Annotated in this window: 14 protein-coding genes; 12 read left to right on the top strand and 2 right to left on the bottom strand. The window is 73.9% G+C overall.

Going from position 1 to position 18,146, the window contains the following annotated elements:
- Window positions 1–55: 55 nt before the first annotated feature.
- From FQY79_RS15405 to FQY79_RS10990, 11 genes are all read left to right on the top strand, one after another.
- Window positions 56–301 carry a hypothetical protein gene (locus FQY79_RS15405; protein WP_027070850.1) on the top strand — a complete coding sequence of 82 codons (246 nt, stop codon included), beginning with the start codon at window positions 56–58 and terminating at the stop codon, window positions 299–301.
- 23 nt (window positions 302–324) lie between these two features.
- A complete protein-coding gene (locus FQY79_RS11035) occupies window positions 325–1,155 on the top strand; it encodes an SDR family oxidoreductase (protein WP_186759958.1) in 831 nt (276 codons plus the stop codon).
- On the top strand, window positions 1,145–2,347 hold the full coding sequence (locus FQY79_RS11030) for an efflux RND transporter periplasmic adaptor subunit (protein ID WP_146312962.1): 1,203 nt from the start codon (window positions 1,145–1,147) through the stop codon (window positions 2,345–2,347). The genes FQY79_RS11035 and FQY79_RS11030 overlap by 11 nt, the downstream gene beginning before the upstream one ends.
- A gap of 259 nt (window positions 2,348–2,606) precedes the next feature.
- Entirely contained in the window at window positions 2,607–5,789 is a 3,183-nt protein-coding gene (locus FQY79_RS11025; RefSeq protein WP_146312961.1) for an efflux RND transporter permease subunit, read from the top strand.
- 100 nt (window positions 5,790–5,889) lie between these two features.
- Entirely contained in the window at window positions 5,890–6,621 is a 732-nt protein-coding gene (locus FQY79_RS11020; protein WP_146312960.1) for an SDR family oxidoreductase, read from the top strand.
- Window positions 6,615–8,111 carry an efflux transporter outer membrane subunit gene (locus tag FQY79_RS11015; RefSeq protein ID WP_146312959.1) on the top strand — a complete coding sequence of 499 codons (1,497 nt, stop codon included), beginning with the start codon at window positions 6,615–6,617 and terminating at the stop codon, window positions 8,109–8,111. The genes FQY79_RS11020 and FQY79_RS11015 overlap by 7 nt, the downstream gene beginning before the upstream one ends.
- A gap of 67 nt (window positions 8,112–8,178) precedes the next feature.
- On the top strand, window positions 8,179–8,766 hold the full coding sequence (folE, locus tag FQY79_RS11010; protein ID WP_146313010.1) for a GTP cyclohydrolase I FolE: 588 nt from the start codon (window positions 8,179–8,181) through the stop codon (window positions 8,764–8,766).
- Entirely contained in the window at window positions 8,763–9,161 is a 399-nt protein-coding gene (locus FQY79_RS11005) for a YchJ family protein (protein ID WP_146313009.1), read from the top strand. The genes folE and FQY79_RS11005 overlap by 4 nt, the downstream gene beginning before the upstream one ends.
- A 295-nt stretch (window positions 9,162–9,456) precedes the next feature.
- Window positions 9,457–10,719, top strand: a complete 1,263-nt coding sequence (locus tag FQY79_RS11000) for a lytic murein transglycosylase (RefSeq protein WP_425463206.1) — start codon at window positions 9,457–9,459, stop codon at window positions 10,717–10,719.
- A 245-nt stretch (window positions 10,720–10,964) separates the two neighbouring features.
- Entirely contained in the window at window positions 10,965–12,209 is a 1,245-nt protein-coding gene (locus FQY79_RS10995) for a TCR/Tet family MFS transporter (protein ID WP_146312958.1), read from the top strand.
- Between the two features lie 82 nt (window positions 12,210–12,291).
- Entirely contained in the window at window positions 12,292–12,528 is a 237-nt protein-coding gene (locus tag FQY79_RS10990) for a hypothetical protein (RefSeq protein ID WP_027070841.1), read from the top strand.
- A 56-nt stretch (window positions 12,529–12,584) separates the two neighbouring features.
- Here FQY79_RS10990 and FQY79_RS10985 read toward each other — a convergent pair whose 3' ends face one another.
- Together FQY79_RS10985 and FQY79_RS10980 are read right to left on the bottom strand one after the other, a co-directional pair.
- Complete coding sequence (locus FQY79_RS10985; RefSeq protein WP_084524511.1) at window positions 12,585–13,079, bottom strand: I78 family peptidase inhibitor; 495 nt, start codon at window positions 13,077–13,079, stop codon at window positions 12,585–12,587.
- 88 nt (window positions 13,080–13,167) lie between these two features.
- Window positions 13,168–14,058, bottom strand: coding sequence for a hypothetical protein (locus FQY79_RS10980; RefSeq protein ID WP_146312957.1), 891 nt, complete (start codon window positions 14,056–14,058; stop codon window positions 13,168–13,170).
- A gap of 144 nt (window positions 14,059–14,202) precedes the next feature.
- Between FQY79_RS10980 and FQY79_RS15495 the strand changes: the two genes are divergently transcribed.
- Window positions 14,203–18,048, top strand: coding sequence for a patatin-like phospholipase family protein (locus tag FQY79_RS15495; RefSeq protein WP_146312956.1), 3,846 nt, complete (start codon window positions 14,203–14,205; stop codon window positions 18,046–18,048).
- Window positions 18,049–18,146: the final 98 nt, after the last annotated feature.

Genomic DNA, 18,146 nt, shown 5'->3' with positions numbered 1-18,146 from the left:
CAAGTCCTGATTCGAGGTGCAGGATGTGCGCCATCCCCACCGACGGACCGCTGCCATGCCCGCCGTCCCGCACCGCCAGCTCTCCCGCGCCAGCCTCGCCATGCTGCTGGCCGTGGACCTGTTGGCCCTGAGCGCACTCCTTATCGATCAATGGTTTGCTGTTGGCGCCGGCTGGAGCTGGCTGCTTGGCGCAGCCCTCACCCTGGCCCTGTTGCCGGGCGTGCTGTGGCTGGTCGATCGGGTGTTCGCGGCGGCCTGCAGGGTCGAAGACATCCCTCTGACGGGAGAAACATTCCCATGAGCGGGATAATTGATTCCGGGACAATGGGTCGCGCCCTGGTCGTGCTCGGCGCCGGCAGCGCCGCCGGCCGCGGCGTGGTCGAGGCGGCGCTGGCCGCCGGCCGCGCGGTGCTGGCCGTGGGCATGGACGACGCCACCCGCCAAGCGCTGTCCGGCCGCCATCCACAGGGCCGCCTGCGCGCGCTGCTCGCCCCCGTCGCCAGCGACGCCGACGCGGCCGCGCTGGCGCGACGGCTGCGGACGCCGGGCCTCGTCGTCGACGGCGTCGTCGCCAGCCTGGCCGGCTCGCATCCGTGCGGGCGCCTGATCGACGAACCGGCCGAGGTCCTGCAGCGCACGCTCGACCAGGACCTGCTGCCGCACCTGTTCGCCGCGCGCCACCTGTTGCCGCTGCTGGCCGAAGGCAGCGCGGGCTACGTGCTGATCGGCGGGCCCGGCGGACGCTATCCGTGGGCCGGCTACGGCCACTGCTCGATCGCGGCCGCGGCACTGCGGATGATGGCGCGCGTGCTGCACGAGGAAGCAGGGCGCGAGGGCCAGCGCGTGCAGCTGCTGTCGATGGACGCGCCGGTCGCGGCCGATTCGCCCGCGGCGCTGGCACTTGGGCGTCGCGCGCTGGCGATGCTCGACGAAGCGCGCCACCAGTGTCCGGCGCCGATCCACGACTACGCCGGCGAAATGACTTCCGCAGTCATTGCCGGCACGCCCGCCGCCGCCGCATCGTTCCACGGCATCCGCGCGCACCGCACCACCGCCGGCGACGTGCTGCCCGCACGCCACATGCGCGCGGCGCGGACGCTGCTCGACGCCATCGCCTCCCCCACGCCACCAGGAAGTGTCCACGATGAACATTGATCGACGATTCCCCTCCCCCGGACGGCGCGTCGCGCGCCTGCTGCCGCCGCTGCTGGCCGCGGCGCTCGCCACCGCCTGCAGCTCCAACGCCTCCGACGGCGCCGACGCGATGCCCGCGCCGGAAGTGAGCGTCGCCCGCGTCCTCGAGCGCGAAGTGCGCCAGTGGGACGACTTCACCGGCCGCGTGGCCGCGGTCGAGACCGTCGAGCTGCGCCCCCGGGTCAGCGGCTACGTGCAGCGGGTGGCCTTCGAGGAAGGCCAGCTGGTGCGCAAGGGCGACTTGCTGTTCGAGATCGACCCGCGCCCGTACCGCGCCGCGCTGGCCCGCGCCGAAGCGGAGCTGGCGCGCGCGCGCAGCGAGGCACGGCTGGCGGCGGCCCAGCACGAGCGGGCGCAGGCCCTGGTCGAGGCGCGCGCGATCTCGCGCGAGGAATTCGAGACCCGCAACGCGGCCAACGCCCAGGGCCATGCGGCGGTGCGCGCGGCGGAGGCCGCGGTGGCGGCCGCCCGCCTGGACCTGCAGTTCACCCAGGTGCGGGCGCCGATCGACGGCCGCGCCGGGCGCGCGCTGGTCACGGTGGGCAACCTCGCCCAGGCCGACGCCACCGTGCTCACCACCGTGGTCTCGCAGGATCCGGTGCACGTGTACTTCGAAGCCGACGAACAGACCTGGCTGCGCTACAGCCGCGACGCCGGCTCCGGCCGCGACGGAGACGGCCGCGTGGTGCGCGTGGGCCTGGCCGGCGAGGACGGGCTGCCGCACGCGGGCACGCTCGACTTCATCGACAACCAGGTCGATCCGGCCACCGGCACGATCCGTGCGCGCGCGGTGCTGCGCAACCCCGACGGGCTGTTCACCCCGGGCCTGTTCGCCCGGGTCCAGCTGGCGGGCGCACAGCAGACGCGGGCGCTGCTGGTCGACGACAAGGCGGTGCTCACCGACCAGGACCGCAAGTACGTCTGGGTGCTGGGCGAGGACGACACCGCGCAGCGCCGCGACGTGGAACTTGGCCGCGTGATCGAGGACGGGCTGCGCGTGGTGCGCGCGGGCCTGTCGCCGGAGGACCGCGTGATCGTGAGCGGCGTGCAGCGGGTGTTCATGCCCGGCATGCCGGTCGCGCCCACCGAAGTGGCGATGGCGCCGGCCGGCGACGCCGACGTCGTCGCCCAGGCGGGGCCGGGCGGCCGCTGACGCCGCCCGGTCCGGCCACCGGCCTGCGCAACGCACCACCGCACAGACCAGCCTCCGCCGCCGCCGGCGACGCGAGGTGCACGACCGCCAGCGGGGCGACCCGCGGCGGACCGGTTCCCCCCGGGCCGTTCCCCCCGCGGCCCGCCCGGCTGGCGGCCTTCCCGCTCCCTCCCTCGGCGGGCGGGCCGCCGGGCCGGGATCTTCCCCTCCTGCCGCGCACGCGCGGCGACCGCGGCCACGGCCGCAAGGACATGCCCCCATGGACTTCTCCAGGTTCTTCATCGACCGACCCATCTTCGCCGCGGTGCTGTCGATCGTGATCTTCGCCGCCGGCCTGATCTCGATCCCGCTGCTTCCGATCGGCGAATACCCGGAGGTGGTGCCGCCCTCGGTGGTGGTGCGCACCGTGTACCCGGGCGCAAACCCGAAGGAAATCTCCGAGACGGTGGCGACCCCGCTCGAGGAGGCGATCACCGGCGTGGAGGACATGATGTACGTCAAGTCCGTCGCCGGCTCCGACGGCGTGCTGCAGCTCACCGTGACCTTCCGCCCGGGTACCGACCCAGACGATGCCACGGTGAAGGTTCAGAACCGCGTCTCGCAGGCGCTGGCGCGCCTGCCAGAGGACGTGCGCCGCCAGGGCGTGACCACCCAGAAGCAGTCGCCGGTGTTCCTGATGGTCGTCCACCTGACCTCCGAGGACGGCCGCTACGACTCGCTGTACCTGCGCAACTACATGCGCCTGCACGTGCGCGACGAACTGGCCCGGATCGACGGCGTCGGCGACGCGCAGCTGTTCGGCGGCGGCGACTACGCGATGCGGATCTGGCTCGACCCCGACCGGGTGGCCGCGCGCGGGCTCACCGCCGGCGACGTGCTGCGCGCGGTGCGCGAGCAGAACGTGCAGGTGTCGGCCGGCCAGCTCGGCGCCGAGCCGATGGCCAACGGCAGCGACTTCCTGCTGCCGATCAACGCGCGCGGACGGCTGGAGAGCGTCGAGGAGTTCGGCGACATCGTGCTCAAGGCCGGCGCCGGGGGCGAGATCGTGCGCCTGCGCGACGTGGCCCGAATCGAACTGGCCGCGGGCGACTACACCCTGCGCGCGCGCCTGGACGGCAAGAACGCCGCCGCGATCGGCATCTTCCAGGCGCCGGGCGCCAACGCGCTGCAGATCCGCGACGCGGTGATCGCCAAGATGGACGAGCTGCGCCCGCGGCTGCCGCCGGGCGTGGAGATCCAGTCGATCTACGACACCACGGTGTTCGTGCGCGACTCGATCAGGTCGGTGATCACCACCCTGCTCGAGGCCACCCTGCTGGTGGTGCTGGTGGTGATCCTGTTCCTGCAGACCTGGCGCGCTTCGATCATCCCGCTGCTGGCGGTGCCGGTGTCGGTGGTCGGCACGTTCGCGGTGCTGTACCTGCTGGGCTACTCGATCAACACCCTGACCCTGTTCGGCCTGGTGCTGGCGATCGGAATCGTCGTCGACGACGCGATCGTGGTGGTGGAGAACGTCGAGCGCCACATCGAGGAAGGCGCGAGCCCGCTCGAGGCCGCGCACCTGGCCATGCGCGAGGTGTCCGGGCCGATCATCGCCATCGCCCTGGTGCTGTGCGCGGTGTTCGTGCCGATGGCGTTCCTGGACGGCGTGACCGGCCAGTTCTACAAGCAGTTCGCGGTCACGATCGCGATCTCGACCGTGATCTCGGCGATCAACTCGCTGACCCTGTCGCCGGCGCTGGCGGCCAAGCTGCTGCGGCCGCGCGACGCGGCGCCGGACGCGCCAACGCGCCTGATCGACCGCCTGTTCGGCTGGATCTTCCGTCCCTTCAACCGCTTCTTCGGCCGCAGCGCAGGCCGCTACGAGGGCGCGGTGGCGCGTGCGCTGGGCCGCCGCGGCGCGGTGTTCGTGGTCTACCTGGTGCTGCTGGCGGGGGCGGCGCTGATGTTCAAGGCGGTGCCGGCCGGCTTCATCCCGGTGCAGGACAAGCTGTACCTGATCGCCGGGGTGAAGATGCCCGAGGGCGCCTCGATCGAACGCACCGACGCGGTGATGAAGCGCATGGCCGCGATCGCCATGGAGATCGACGGCATCCGCAACGAGGTCGCGTTCCCGGGGCTGAACCCGTTGCAGTTCACCAACACGCCCAACCATGGCGTGGTGTTCTTCACCCTCGATCCGTTCTCGGAGCGCTCGCGCAGCGCCGAGGAGATCACCGCCGAGCTCAACCAGAAGCTGGGCGCGATCCAGGACGGCTTCACCTTCGCCTTCATGCCGCCGCCGATCCAGGGCCTGGGCAATGGTTCGGGCTGGTCGCTGTTCGTCGAGGACCGCACCCGGCTGGGCTACGGTGCGCTGCAGGACGCGGTGCAGGCCTTCCAGGGCGCGGCCGCGCAAACCCCCGGGCTGGGCTTCCCGATCACCAGCTACCAGGCCAACGTGCCGCAGCTCGAGGCCAACGTCGACCGGGCCAAGGCCAAGGCCCAGGGTGTGCCGCTGACCGGGCTGTTCGAGACCCTGCAGACCTACCTGGGTTCGGCCTACGTCAACGACTTCAACATGTTCGGCCGGACCTGGCAGGTGATCGCCCAGGCCGACGGCCCGTTCCGCGACCAGGTCGAGGACATCGCCAACCTGCGCACCCGCAACGCCGCCGGGGACATGGTGCCGATCGGCTCGGTGGTCGACATCCGCCAGGCCTACGGCCCCGACCCGGTGATCCGCTTCAACGGCTATCCGGCCGCCGACCTGATGGGCGAGGCCGATCCGCGGGTGCTGTCCTCGGGCCAGGCGATGGCGCAGGTCACCGCGCTCGCCGGGCAGGTGCTGCCGCCGGGCATGGCGATCGAATGGAGCGACCTGAGCTACCAGCAGGCGACCCAGGGCGATGCGTCGCTGGTGGTGTTCCCGCTCGCGGTGCTGCTGGCCTTCCTGGTGCTGGCGGCGCTGTACGAAAGCTGGACCCTGCCGCTTGCGGTGATCCTGATCGTGCCGATGACCATGCTCTCGGCGCTGGCCGGCGTCTGGCTGACCGGCGGCGACAACAACGTGTTCGTCCAGGTCGGGCTGGTGGTGCTGATGGGCCTGGCCTGCAAGAACGCGATCCTGATCGTCGAGTTCGCGCGCGAACTCGAGTTGCAGGGCAAGGGTATCGTCGAGGCCGCGCTCGAGGCCTGCCGGCTGCGCCTGCGTCCGATCATCATGACCTCGGTGGCGTTCATCGCCGGCACCGTGCCGCTGGTGCTGTCGTCGGGCGCGGGCGCGGAGGTGCGCTCGGTCACCGGCGTCACCGTGTTCGCCGGGATGCTGGGCGTGACCGCGTTCGGCCTGTTCCTCACCCCGGTGTTCTACGTCGCCCTGCGCAAGCTCGCCAACCGGCCGCTGGTTTCGCACGCACCGCAGCACGCCGCCGCGCACGCGTCGGCCCGGGTCGACGCCTGAACCCCGGCGCGGATCCGCGCCGGCGCCGCCGGCCGGATCCACGCCACCCGCGCGGCCGCCCGCGGCCACGCCCCTCCCCCACCGCAAAGGATCCCTTCCCATGACAGCTTCCACCCCAATCGCCCTGGTCACCGGCGCCACCCGCGGCATCGGCCTGGAAACCGTGCGCCAGCTGGCCAGCGCCGGCGTGCACACCCTGCTTGCCGGGCGCGACCGCGGGCGCGCGGTCGAGGCCGCGCTCGGCCTCCAGTCGCAGGGACTGCCGGTCGAGGCGGCGGTGCTCGACGTCACCGACGCCGACAGCATCGCCGCCGCCGCGCGCCAGGTCGAACGCCGCCACGGCCGGCTCGACATCCTGGTCAACAACGCCGGCATCGCACTCGACGACTGGGACAAGTCGCCCTCGCAGCAACCGCTCGAGGTCTGGCGACGGACCTTCGAGACCAACCTGTTCGGCCTGGTCGAGGTGACGCGCGCGTTCCTGCCGCTGCTGCGCGGCTCGGCCGCCGGGCGCGTGGTCAACGTCTCGAGCGTGCTCGGCTCGACCACGCTGCAGGCCGACCCGGCCTCGACCTACTACGCGGTCAAGGTCCCGGCCTACAACGTGTCCAAGACCGCGGTGAACGCGTGGACGGTGCAGCTCGCCTACGAACTGCGCGAGACCGCGATCAAGGTCAACGCGATCCATCCGGGCAACGTGAGGACCGACATGAACCCCGGCGCCGAACTCGACGTCGCCGAGGGCGCCCGCACCAGCGTGCAGCTGGCGCTGGTCGGCCCCGACGGGCCGAACGGCGGCTTCTTCCACCAGGGGGAGACGCTGCCATGGTGAAGCCACTGGCCATCACTGCGCTCGCCGCCGCGCTGCTCACGGCCTGCATGGCCGGCCCGGACCACGTCCGCCCGCACATGGCGGTACCCGGACGCTTCGAAGCGGACGCGGCCGCCACCCCGGGCGCCGCCGCGCCAGCCGCCTTCGACGATGCCTTCCTGCAGGGCCTGGATGATCCGCTGCTGGCGCGCCTGGTCGACGAGGCACTGCAGTCCAACCACGACCTGCGCGTCGCGCTGGCCCGGTTCGACCGCGCCAACGCGCTGCTGCGCGGCGCGCGCTTCGACGCCCTGCCCACGATCACCGCCCACGGCGAGGCCGCCGACGTGCGCAGCAGCGCCGACCAGGCGCCGGGCACGCCGCGCGAGGCGCGCGACGACGAGTCGTGGAGCGCCGGCATCGCCGCCAGCTGGGAGCTGGACCTGTTCGGCCGGGTGCGGCGCGCGATCGAGGCCGGCCGCGCCGGGGCCGAAGCGAGCGCCGCGGACCTGCGCGCGCTGCAGGTGGCGGTGGCCGGCGAGGTCGCGCGCGCCTACGTGGAGCTGCGCGGCACCCAGGAACGCCTGCGCGTGGCCCGCGCCAACCGCGACAACCAGCAGCGCACGCTCGAACTGGTGACCGCGCGCCTGGACGCCGGCGCCGGGACCGAGTTCGACACCGCCCGCGCCCGGGCCCAGCTCGAGGGCACCGCCGCGACCATCCCCGCGCTGGAGGCGCAGGTCCAGGTGGCGATGCACCGGCTGGCGGTGCTCACCGGCCGCGACCCGGGCGCGCTGGTCGCGGAACTGTCGCCGCCGGCGCCGCTGCCGGCGCTGCCGCCGCGGATCGATCCGGGGACTCCCGGCGACCTGCTGCGCGCGCGCCCGGACGTGGCCGCCGCCGAGGCGCGCCTGCACGCGGCGACCGCGCGCATCGGCGTCGCCACCGCCGACCTGTTCCCGCGCCTCACCCTGGGCGGCCTGGTCGGCACCCAGGCGATCGACGCCGGCGCCCTGTTCGAACGCGACAGCGAGACCCGGATCGTGGCGCTGGGCATCGACTGGTCGTTCCTCGACGTGGGCCGGGTGCGCGCGCGCATCGCCGCGGCCAACGCCGAGGCCGAGGGCGAGCTGGCGCGCTGGCAGCAGGCGGTGCTGCTGGCGCTCGAGGACACGGAGAACGCGCTGGTACGGCACTCGCGCACGCGCGTGGCCGACGCGCACCTGGAGCGCGCGGCGCGCGATGCGGCCGTGGCCGCCCGGCTGGCGCGCGCCCGGTACGAGGCCGGTGCCTCGGGTCTGCTGGAGGTGCTCGACGCCGAACGCGTGCAGCTGCAGGCCGAGGACGCGTTCGCCGAAGGGCGCACCCGCAGCGTCGCCAGCGCCGTGGCGCTGTACAAGGCGCTGGCCGGCGGCTGGCCGCGGCACGTGCCCGAACGCGAGCGCATCGCCGGGCGGCGCGAGCTGCCCGACGCGCAGGCGCCCGAGCGCCGGGTGGCGTCCCGTCCCTGAGCGGCGGACGCTACCATAGTCCGCCCGGATCCCACAGGCAGGAGTCGCCGTGAGCCACGACAACGACATGCGCAACGGCGTGCCCCGCGCGCAGGCCGAGGAAGCGGTGCGCACCCTGCTGCGCTGGGCCGGCGAGGATCCGGCGCGCGAAGGCCTGCTCGACACCCCGCGGCGCGTGGTCGACGCGTACACCGAATGGTTCAGCGGCTACGGGCTGGACCCGGACGAGTACATGGCCCGCACCTTCAAGGAGGTAGCCGGCTACGACGAGATGATCGTGCTGCGCGACATCGAGTTCGAAAGCCACTGCGAGCACCACATGGCGCCGATCATCGGCCGGGTGCACGTGGGCTACCTGCCCGACGGCAAGGTGGTGGGGATCAGCAAGCTCGCCCGGGTGGTCGATGCCTACGCCCGCCGCTTCCAGGTGCAAGAGAAGCTGACCGCGCAGATCGCCGGCTGCATCCAGCGCGCGCTGGCGCCGCACGGCGTGGGCGTGGTGGTGGACGCCAGCCACGAGTGCATGACCACCCGCGGCGTGCACAAGCGCGGCGTGAGCATGGTCACCTCGACCATGCTCGGCAGCTTCCGCGAGGACGCGCGCACCCGGGCGGAGTTCCTGCGCTTCATCGAAACCGGGCAGGGGCGCCGCTGAAACCCGTGGCCGGAGCCTGCGACTGCGGCAGCGGCCGGCCCTATGGCCGCTGCTGCGGCCCGCTGCACGCCGGCGCGCCCGCGCCCGACGCCGAGGCGCTGATGCGCTCGCGCTACAGCGCCTACGTGCGTGGCGACGCCGGCTACCTGCTGCGCAGCTGGCACCCGTCCACGCGCCCGGCCACCCTCGGCTTCGATCCCGATGCCCGCAAGCGGCCGGTGTGGCTGGGCCTGCAGGTCAAGTCGCATGTGCCGACCGGCGCCGACACCGCCGAGGTCGTGTTCGTCGCGAAGTACCGGATCGGCGGCGGCAGCGTGGTGCGCATGCGCGAGCACAGCCGCTTCGTGCGCGAGCACGGCCACTGGTCCTACCTCGACGCCGTACCCCCGCCGTAGCAGCGGCTTCAGCCGCGACCACGCAGTGCCCGCCCCGAACGACACTCCAGCGCGCGCCCTGGCACACGAACAGGCTTTCCGGTCTTCCCCGCCGAAGGACGTCCCGGTCGCATCGTCCGCATGCCGTCACGAGGGAGCGGGTCGACACGTGCGCGTCCGTCCGCGGCCCCGGCGGCCACGCAACGCCCGCGCATTCGCCGCGCCCGTGAACGTCGCCCAACGCCCGGCCACGCAGGCAGGCCGCGACGCCCCGCCACGCTATGCTGCTGGCCCCGTTCCCCCACGGTGCCCCGCGATGTCCCGCGCCCCCACGCTTGTCGCCGTTTCCCTCGCCGTGCTGGCCTGCGCGCTGCCGCTGGCCGCGATGGCACAGCAGCCACCCGCCGTCACGTCCGCGCCCGCGCAGGCCACCGACGATCCGGAGTACCGCCGCTGCGTCACCGGCCGCCTGCGTCCGCAGGCCGTGGCGCGCGGCATCCCCGGTGAGGCCTTCGACCGCTACATGGCGGGGATCGCGCCCGACCGCAGCGTGCTCGCCCTGCTCGACGCGCAGCCCGAGTTCACCACCCCGATCTGGGACTACCTGGCCGGCCTGGTGGACGACGAACGCGTGGCCGACGGCCGCGCCAGGCTGGACACGCACCGCGAGCTGCTGGCGAGGGTCTCGGCGCAGTACGGCGTGGATCCGGAAACCATCGTCGCGGTGTGGGGCGTGGAAAGCGACTACGGCCGCGTCTCCGGCAAGCGGCCGCTGCTGCAGTCGCTGTCGATGCTGTCGTGCTTCGGCCGCCGCCAGGAGTTCTTCCGCGGCGAGTTCCTGGCCGTGCTCGACCTGCTCCACCGCGGCGACCTGCGCGATCCGGGCATCACCGGCTCCTGGGCCGGCGCCTTCGGCCATACCCAGTTCATGCCCACCACCTATGCCCGGATCGCCGTGGACGGCGACGGCGACGGCCGCCGGGACCTGGTCGGCAGCATCCCCGACGCACTGGCCTCGACCGCGAACTACCTCAAGCGCAGCGGCTGGCAGCCGGGCCGGCCCTGGGGCCATGAAGTGAAACTGCCGACCGGCTTCGACGCGTCGCTGGCCGGGCGCACGAACCGGCGTCCGCTCTCGGACTGGGTCGCGCGCGGCGTGACCCGCGTGGACGGAAGCGCGATCGCGCCGTCGGACGCGCGCAGCGCGATCGTGCTGCCGGCCGGGCGCAACGGTCCCGCGTTCCTGGTGTTCCGCAACTACGACGCGATCTATTCGTACAACGCGGCCGAGAGCTACGCGCTCGCGATCGCGCTGCTGTCCGATCGCCTGCGCGGCGGGCAGGGGCTCACGACGGCCTGGCCGACCGACGACCCGGGCCTGTCGCGCGCGCAGCGCCGCGAACTGCAGACCCTGCTGCTCGCGCGCGGCCACGCCATCGGCGAGGTGGACGGCATGATCGGCACCAACACCCGGCGCGCGATCCAGGCCGAGCAGCGGCGACTGGGCCTGTCGCCCGCCGACGGCCGCGCCGGCACGCGCATCCTCGAGGCCCTGCGCGCCGCAGCGACGACGCCCTGAGGTGCATCCGGCGCACGCCGCGGGTCCGGCCGCCGGGCGTCGGGCGCTGATCCTGCGTGCGCGGGCTCCCACGCGTGGACGACGTGCACCGCGACCACGGACGCGAACGATCGCGGCGTGTCCGCTGGCCCCGGCGCTGCCGCCGGCCCACGCATGCACCGTCGTCGGCGCGCACCGGAACGTTCCCCCCGCGCTTGCACGTTCGCGCATAATCCGCCACTTCGTGCCGACGCGCCGGACGCGCCATGACCACCCCCGCACCCTCGCCGCGCAAGGCCGCGCTGGCGTTCATTTTCCTGGTCGTGCTGATCGACGTGCTGGCGTTCGGGCTGATCATCCCCGTGCTGCCGCACCTGGTCGAGGAGTTCACCGGCAGCACCGCGACCGCGGCGCTGTGGATCGGCGTGTTCGGCACCGTGTTCGCCGCGATCCAGTTCGTGTCCTCGCCGATCCAGGGCGCACTGTCGGACCGCTACGGGCGGCGGCCGGTGATCCTGCTCTCGTGCCTGGGGCTGGCGTTGGACTTCGCGATCATGGCGCTGGCGCCGTCGCTGTGGTGGCTGCTGCTGGCGCGGGTGTTCTCGGGCGTGTTCTCGGCCAGTTTCAGCACCGCCAACGCCTACGTCGCCGACGTGGTGCCGCCCGAGGCGCGGGCGAAGAGCTACGGCATGATCGGCGCGGCGTTCGGGCTCGGCTTCACCATCGGCCCGGTGATCGGCGGCTGGCTGGGCGAGGTCGACCTGCGGCTGCCGTTCTGGTTCGCCGCGGGCCTGGCTCTGGTGAACTTCTGCTACGGCCTGTTCGTGCTGCCCGAGTCGCTGCCGCCGTCCTCGCGCGCCACGCGCTTCGACTGGCGCGCGATCCGGCCGTACGCGGCGATCCTGCTGATCGGGCGCTATCCCCGGATCGTCGGCCTGGCGGCGGTGGTGTTCATTGCCAACCTCGCCCACTACGTGTACCCGAGCGTGTTCGTGCTGTTCGCCGACGTGCGCTTCGGCTGGGGTCCGTGGCAAGTGGGCTGGGTGCTGTTCCTGGTCGGCGTGTGCAGCGTCATCGTCAACGCGGCCGTGGTCGGGCGCCTGGTGCGGGCGATGGGCGAGCGGCGCGCGCTGATCTTCGGGCTGTGCTGCGGCACGGTCGGGTTCGCGGTGTACGCGTTCGCGCCGCAAGGCTGGATCTTCCTGCTCGGCCTGCCGGTGAGCGCGCTGTGGGCGATCGCCGCGCCGGCCAGCCAGGCGCTGATCACGCGCGAGGTGGACGTGGACATGCAGGGCCGGATCCAGGGCGCGCTGATGAGCCTGGTGTCGGTGGCCGGGATCATCGCGCCGATCGCGTTCGCCAGCGTGTTCGGGCTGTTCATCGGCGAGCGAGCGCCGGTGGAGTTCCCGGGCGCGGCGTGGGCGCTGGCCGGGCTGCTGCTGGCGCTGGGCGCCCTCATCGCCTGGCGGCACGCACCACGCCATGCCGCGGCATCCCTCCAGCCGGACTGAACCCGGCGGCGTGACCCCCGGCACATCCCGGGGGCGGACGGAGGTGGGAGCATCCCGCCATCGACGCAACGGAGGTGCCACCATGCGGACGAAGACCACCGCGGCGACGCTGCTGGCCCTGCTGGCGGCCGGCTGCGGCAGCTACGAGGTGCGCGACAGCAACGCCGCCGTCGACCGCAATCCGGCCTGCGCGAGCCGACCCGACCGCCCCGGCGAGCCGGTGTCGCGCGACTGCGAGCGCGAGGCCAGCGCGACCTGGAGCAGCGAGCGCCGCGACAGCGCGCCGGTGGATTTCCGCCGCAGGCGCGGCGACGACTGAACGATGCGGCGCCCGCGCCGGGGCGGCCCGGGCGCAGGCGCCTTCGCGACTCGGCTTCAGCCGCAGTTGAACGACTGCACCGTGCCGCCGTCGTCGGTGAGGATGTTCAGGCGGTCGCCACGGTAGTCCATGGTCGCCGCGTCGCCGGGCTTGAGCACGCGCACGCTGTTGGCGCCGCTCTGCGACCGGGCGCGTTCGACCAGTGCCTCGGTCGCCTCCTCGCCGATCAGCGACTGCACCGCCGCGGCGTCGCAGCCGGGGCGCGTGTCCTCGAACGCGGCCCCGCTCTCGTCGGGCGCCGTCGGCACCGGGCCGCCGAGGGCCTCGGCGTCCGGCCCCGCGGCGGGGTCGGTCCCGCCGGTGGCGCCCATCGCCTCGGCCGGCGGCGCTTCGACCGGTTCCATGGCCGGCTGCCCGGGCTGCGCGGGCTGCTCCGGCGCGGGCGGTTCGGCCGGCGGTTCGGGCGCGGGCTGCTGGCAGGCGGCCAGCGGCAGCGCCAGGACCAGCGCGAGCAGGCCGGCGCGCGGAAGCACGGGGTTCGGGTGTCGCATGGGCGGACTCCGGCGGAACGGGCCGTCCACCTTACCGCCCGCCCCCCGCGCGCGCGAACCGTGGCGCGGGGCCGGGGTTGGGACCGGTTCAGGCCACGGCGCCGCGCTTGGCCGGCGGCAGCGCGCGCCGCAGCAGGGCGTTGAATCCCGTCGCCAGCAGGCCGAAGCCGGCCTCGGTGGGGTGGATCTCGTCGTACCAGAAACCGGCATCGTCGCGCGAGCCGACCGCGGAGAAGTCGGCGTAGGCGAACTGCCCGGGCCAGGCCGCGCGCGTGGGCGCCAGCACCTGGTCGCGGAAGCCCTCGGCCAGCAAGCGCTGCGCGAAGCGCTCCGCTTCGGCCTTGCTGCCGAGCACCGGCTGCATCACCGGCCACAGCCAGGGCCCGACCGTGCCCATCACCAGCGCCGCCAGGCCCAGGTCGCGCACGGTCAGTGCGCCGGGCTTGCCGATCGCGTGCCGCGATGGCGGCGCGTAGCCGTGGCCGAGCACCCGGAAGTGGTCGCCGACGCCGGCCATCTGCGCCATCAGCGTCGCGTAGCGCGCGCGCAGGCGTTCGAAGGTGCCGTGCGCGACCACCGCGTCGAACGCGGCGTCGGCGTCCATGCGCCCGCGGCCGGCGAAGATCGCGGCCAGGCGCTCGCCGAGGCAGTCGTTGCCGCCGGCGCTCACGCACAGCAGGTCGAAGCCGCGCGAGGCGAAGCGTTCGGCATTGTTGGCGCACGCGGCCGGCGTGAGCATGCGCGCCGCGGTCAGCCCGGGCTTGCCGAGGCGGATCGACATGCCGTCGATGCGCGAGAAGCTGTGCCAGGCCAGATTGCGGTACAGCGGGGTGGTGAACCACGAATCGCCCCAGTAGGCGACGAGCGGCCGCCGCTCCAGCCACGCCTCCCATTCGCGGCGCGCGCGCGAACGCGGGGCGCCGCTGGCGGCGTTGAGCTGGCCCCAGTTGTCGTAGATGCGGCGCAGCGGCATGGCCATGCCCTCCCGCGGCGAGTCTGCGCCGTGCCGCCGCCGGCCACCAGTCCCGTGGCGGGAATCGGCCGCGCGCCGCGTTTGCACTACAGTGGCGGACGGGGGGATCGGCCAACGCACATGGAGGACGCGGTGCGCCTGAAGGACGTCATGCCCCGGCCCCGGAGCCGCCGGCGCAAGGACAGCCGGCTCCCCGACATCCACGCGGTCAGGGACGCCGAACTGCGCACCATCCTCGGGCCGGCGCTGCGCCGCGACCCGCAGTCGGTCGAGGCCTGGGGACTGGCGCTGTCGGGCGGCGGCATCCGCAGCGCCACCTTCGGCCTGGGCGTGCTGCAGGCGCTGGCGCGCAACGGCCTGCTGGAGTGCTTCCACTACCTGTCCACGGTGTCCGGTGGCGGCTACGTCGGCGCCTTCCTCCAGGCGCTGGTGCGGCGGCATGGCTTCCGCCGGGCGTTCGCGACCCTGGGCGCGCCGGACGACGCCGGCCCGGCGCGCGCTCAAGACGCGCCCGCCGACACCCGGCCGCTACGCCACCTGCGCGAGTACAGCAACTACCTGGCGCCGCGCAAGTCGCCGTTCTCCGGCGACACCCTCGGCATGGTCGGCACCTACGTGCGCAACGTGCTGCTGGTCCAGGTGCAGCTGTGCGCGCTGATCCTGGCGCTGTGCCTGCTGCCGCTGCTGGTGTACGCGGGCGCCGACGTGCTCACCCGCCGCTGGCCGGTGGTGCCGCTGGTGGCCTCGGGCATCGCCGGCATGGCGGCGATGCTGATGCTGGCCTATGTCAGTACCTGGGCCGACCGCCGGCCGCAGGGCGATGCGGAGACCGAGCCGCCGCCGCGCCCGGTGGTGCTCGCCGCGCTCGGCACGATCCTGTCGCTGGCGCTCGGCTCCATGCTGGGCGCGCTGGGGCTCGCGCGGTACCAGCACCTGCCGGCGCCGCTCGCCGGCGCGGTCGGCTGGCTGCCGCCGGAGTGGAGCGCCGCCGGCGCCGACCTGGGCGTGGCCACCGCCGCGCTGTACCTGCTGATCTGGCACGGCTGGCTGGCCTGGAGCGGGCTGGCCGGCAGGCGCCAGGCGCCACCGCCCCCGCTGCTGCGGCATCCGTGGCGGTTCGTACTGGGAACGGCCGGCGCGGCCGTATTCGCGGGGCTGCTGGTCGCGCTGCTGCGCGGCTGGCTGGCGACATGGGCCGGCAGCGACGGCCTGTGGCACGTCCTGGTGGCCGGCCCGCTGCTGATGGCGCTGGCCGTGGCCCTGACCGCGATCGTGCACCTGGGCCTCGCCGGCCCGGCGATGAGCGACCTGCAGCGCGAGATCTGGGCGCGCGTGGGCGGCAAGACCTGCGCCCTGGTGGCGCTGGGGATGACGTTGTCGCTGGGGCTGACCATCTACGGCCCGTGGCTGCTGCGCGCCGGGGCGGAGCAGGGCCGGCAGGCGCTCTCGGCCGCCGGCTGGGCGGGCGTGGCGACCTGGCTGGCGACCACCGGGCTGGGCCTGCTGGCCGCGCACGGGGCGCGCCTGGCCAAGGCCGGCACCCGCCGCTCGCGCTGGATCGACCTGCTGGTGCGGGTGGCGCCGTGGATCTTCGTGTTCGGCCTGCTGGTGGCGCTGAGCCTGGCCGGACACGTGCTGCTGCAGCTGGCAGGCCCGGCGCTCGAACACCTGGCCGGCGGCACCGCCGCGGCACCGGCGCCGCCGACCGGAAACGGCCTGCCGGCCTACCTCGACGGGCTGCGGGCGACGGTCGAGGCCTACCCGCGTGCGCTGGCGCTGCTGGTGCTCGCCGCGCTGGGCACGTGGTTGCTGTTCGCCTGGGCGGTGGACGTCAACGAATTCAGCCTCAACGCCTTCTACCGCAATCGCCTGGTGCGCTGTTACCTCGGCGCCAGCAACGTGCCGCGCAATCCCGAACCGACCACCAACTTCGACCCCGACGACGACCTGCCTCTGGCCGACGTGGTCGAACGCGAGCGCATGGACGACGGCACCCGGCCGCTGTATCCGCTGATCGGCACCGCGCTCAACCTCGTCGCCGCCAGGCAGCTCGACTGGCAGGACCGCAAGGCGGCCTCGTTCTGCCTGAGCCCGGGCTGGTGCGGCTGGCTGCCGCCCGATTCGCGCGCAGGCGAACGGCCGATCGGCGACACCGAGGCGGCGATCGCCGCCACCGCCGGCCCCGGCCGCCGGCCCGGGCGCGACGCGCTCGCGTCCTCGCTCACCCTCGGCGGTGCGATCGCGATCTCGGGCGCCGCGGTCAATCCCAACATGGGTTACCACAGCTCGCCCGCGGTGACCTTCCTGCTCACCCTGTTCGACGCGCGCCTGGGCTGGTGGCTGCCCAACCCGCTGCACCCGGGCCATCCCAGCGGCGACGCGGTGCCGTTCTTCGGCCGCTGGCTGCTGGCCGAACTGCTCGGCCGCACCCATGCCGGCGGCAAGTTCGTGCACCTGTCCGACGGCGGCCACTTCGAGAACCTCGGCATCTACGAACTGGTGCGCCGGCGCTGCCGCTTCATCCTGTGCGTGGACGCCGCGGCCGACCCGGCGCGCGCGTTCGCCGACCTCGGCAACGCCGTGCACAAGTGCCGGGTCGATTTCGGCGCCGACATCGACCTCGACGTGTCGGGGCTGGTCCCGCGCGACGACGGCACCGCCGAGCGCAGCTGCGCGGTCGGCCGCATCACCTACGCCGACGGCGCCACCGGGACCCTGCTCTACCTCAAGCCGACCCTGACCGGCGAGGAGCCGGCCGACGTGCTGCACTACGCGCGCAGCCACCCGGCGTTCCCGCACGAACCGACCTCCGACCAGTACTTCGACGAGGCCCAGTTCGAGAGCTACCGGCGGCTGGGCGAGGACGTGGCGCGACGCGCGCTGGAGCCTGCGCTCGAACGCCTGCGCACGGCGGCCGCCGGCCACGGGCCGCCGCGGCTGGGGCTGACCGACTCGCCGGACAAGGGCAAGCTGCTGATCGCGCTGCGCCAGCGCTGGGTGGCGCCGTTGCCGCGGCTCGACGAACGCTTCGCGCGCCACGGCGAGGCGCTCGCGCGACTGCTCGACCGGCTGCGCGACACGCCGGCGCTGGCGGTGCTCGACGCGCAGTTCCATCCCGCCTGGACCGATCTGGTCGAAGCGCCGCGCCAGGCCGGCGAGCCGCCGGCCTCGCCGCTGGAGCGGCGCACCCGGATGCCGGACCCGGCCGACTTCCGCGCCTGCTTCTACTTCTGCCAGGAACTGATCCGGCTGATGGAGGCGGTGTACCACGACCTCGGCCTGGAGCACGCCTGGGACCATCCGGACAACCGCGGCTGGATCAACGCCTTCCGCCACTGGAGCTGGGCGCCGATGTTCCGCATCGCCTGGGTGGTGGGCGCGCCCACCTTCGGCGCGCGCTTCGTGTCGTTCTGCCAGCAGCGCCTTGGCCTGCCGCGCCTGGACAACGACGGCCCGAAGCGGATGCTGCGCCTGGATCGGCACGAGGTCGCGGCCGACGGGGACTGGGCGGGCCTGTGCCGCAGGCTCATGGCCGAAGGCAGGATCAACCACGTCGAGCACTCGATCCTCACCTCCGGCCCGCTGGCCTCGCCCGCACCCACCCACCTGTTCCTGCTGCGGCTGCGCTGGTCCTCGGTGCTGGCCCGCACCAGCCACCGCATCCCCGACACCACGTTCGGGGTCGCGGTCGTGTCGGGACGCACGCTGCGCCTGCTGCGGGTGCAGGACCACGTGCGCCGGCTGGGCCTGGCCACCGAATTCATGCGCCTGCTGATCAACCGCCACGTGGTGACGGCGGTCGACATCCGCGGCGGCCACTACGGCATCGGCGGCATCTGCCTGGACCGCCACGCGCGCCGGCTGCAGGCCTGGCTGCAGCGGACGCTCGCGCTCGCGCGGCACCGCCACCAGGCGCGTTCGGACGCCGCCCGGGCCAGGCTGCGCCGCGGGCGCGGTCCCGAGGCCGCGGCGCCGCGGGCCGGGGATGGCCAATGAGGCGGGGCCTGCCGCGCCCCCGCACGGGCGTTGCCATGACGTTCCACACGTTCGCACCCCCACGCGCGCCCTCTAGCGTGCTTCCCGATGCCGCCACC

This window comes from Luteimonas wenzhouensis (genome assembly GCF_007859305.1).
Classification (GTDB): domain Bacteria; phylum Pseudomonadota; class Gammaproteobacteria; order Xanthomonadales; family Xanthomonadaceae; genus Luteimonas; species Luteimonas wenzhouensis.
This window is presented reverse-complemented; position numbering and strand designations above follow the sequence as displayed.

What these genes read in the sequence shown, in the direction of transcription:
- FQY79_RS11025 (WP_146312961.1), top strand. Translation starts at nt 2,607, where the DNA reads ATGGACTTCTCCAGGTTCTTCATCGACCGACCCATCTTCGCCGCGGTG.
- FQY79_RS10980 (WP_146312957.1), bottom strand. Translation starts at nt 14,058, where the DNA reads ATGGCCATGCCGCTGCGCCGCATCTACGACAACTGGGGCCAGCTCAAC.
- folE (WP_146313010.1), top strand. Translation starts at nt 8,179, where the DNA reads ATGCGCAACGGCGTGCCCCGCGCGCAGGCCGAGGAAGCGGTGCGCACC.
- FQY79_RS15405 (WP_027070850.1), top strand. Translation starts at nt 56, where the DNA reads ATGCCCGCCGTCCCGCACCGCCAGCTCTCCCGCGCCAGCCTCGCCATG.
- FQY79_RS11035 (WP_186759958.1), top strand. Translation starts at nt 325, where the DNA reads ATGGGTCGCGCCCTGGTCGTGCTCGGCGCCGGCAGCGCCGCCGGCCGC.
- FQY79_RS11015 (WP_146312959.1), top strand. Translation starts at nt 6,615, where the DNA reads ATGGTGAAGCCACTGGCCATCACTGCGCTCGCCGCCGCGCTGCTCACG.
- FQY79_RS11030 (WP_146312962.1), top strand. Translation starts at nt 1,145, where the DNA reads ATGAACATTGATCGACGATTCCCCTCCCCCGGACGGCGCGTCGCGCGC.
- FQY79_RS11020 (WP_146312960.1), top strand. Translation starts at nt 5,890, where the DNA reads ATGACAGCTTCCACCCCAATCGCCCTGGTCACCGGCGCCACCCGCGGC.
- FQY79_RS10990 (WP_027070841.1), top strand. Translation starts at nt 12,292, where the DNA reads ATGCGGACGAAGACCACCGCGGCGACGCTGCTGGCCCTGCTGGCGGCC.
- FQY79_RS11000 (WP_425463206.1), top strand. Translation starts at nt 9,457, where the DNA reads ATGTCCCGCGCCCCCACGCTTGTCGCCGTTTCCCTCGCCGTGCTGGCC.
- FQY79_RS10985 (WP_084524511.1), bottom strand. Translation starts at nt 13,079, where the DNA reads ATGCGACACCCGAACCCCGTGCTTCCGCGCGCCGGCCTGCTCGCGCTG.
- FQY79_RS10995 (WP_146312958.1), top strand. Translation starts at nt 10,965, where the DNA reads ATGACCACCCCCGCACCCTCGCCGCGCAAGGCCGCGCTGGCGTTCATT.
- FQY79_RS15495 (WP_146312956.1), top strand. Translation starts at nt 14,203, where the DNA reads ATGCCCCGGCCCCGGAGCCGCCGGCGCAAGGACAGCCGGCTCCCCGAC.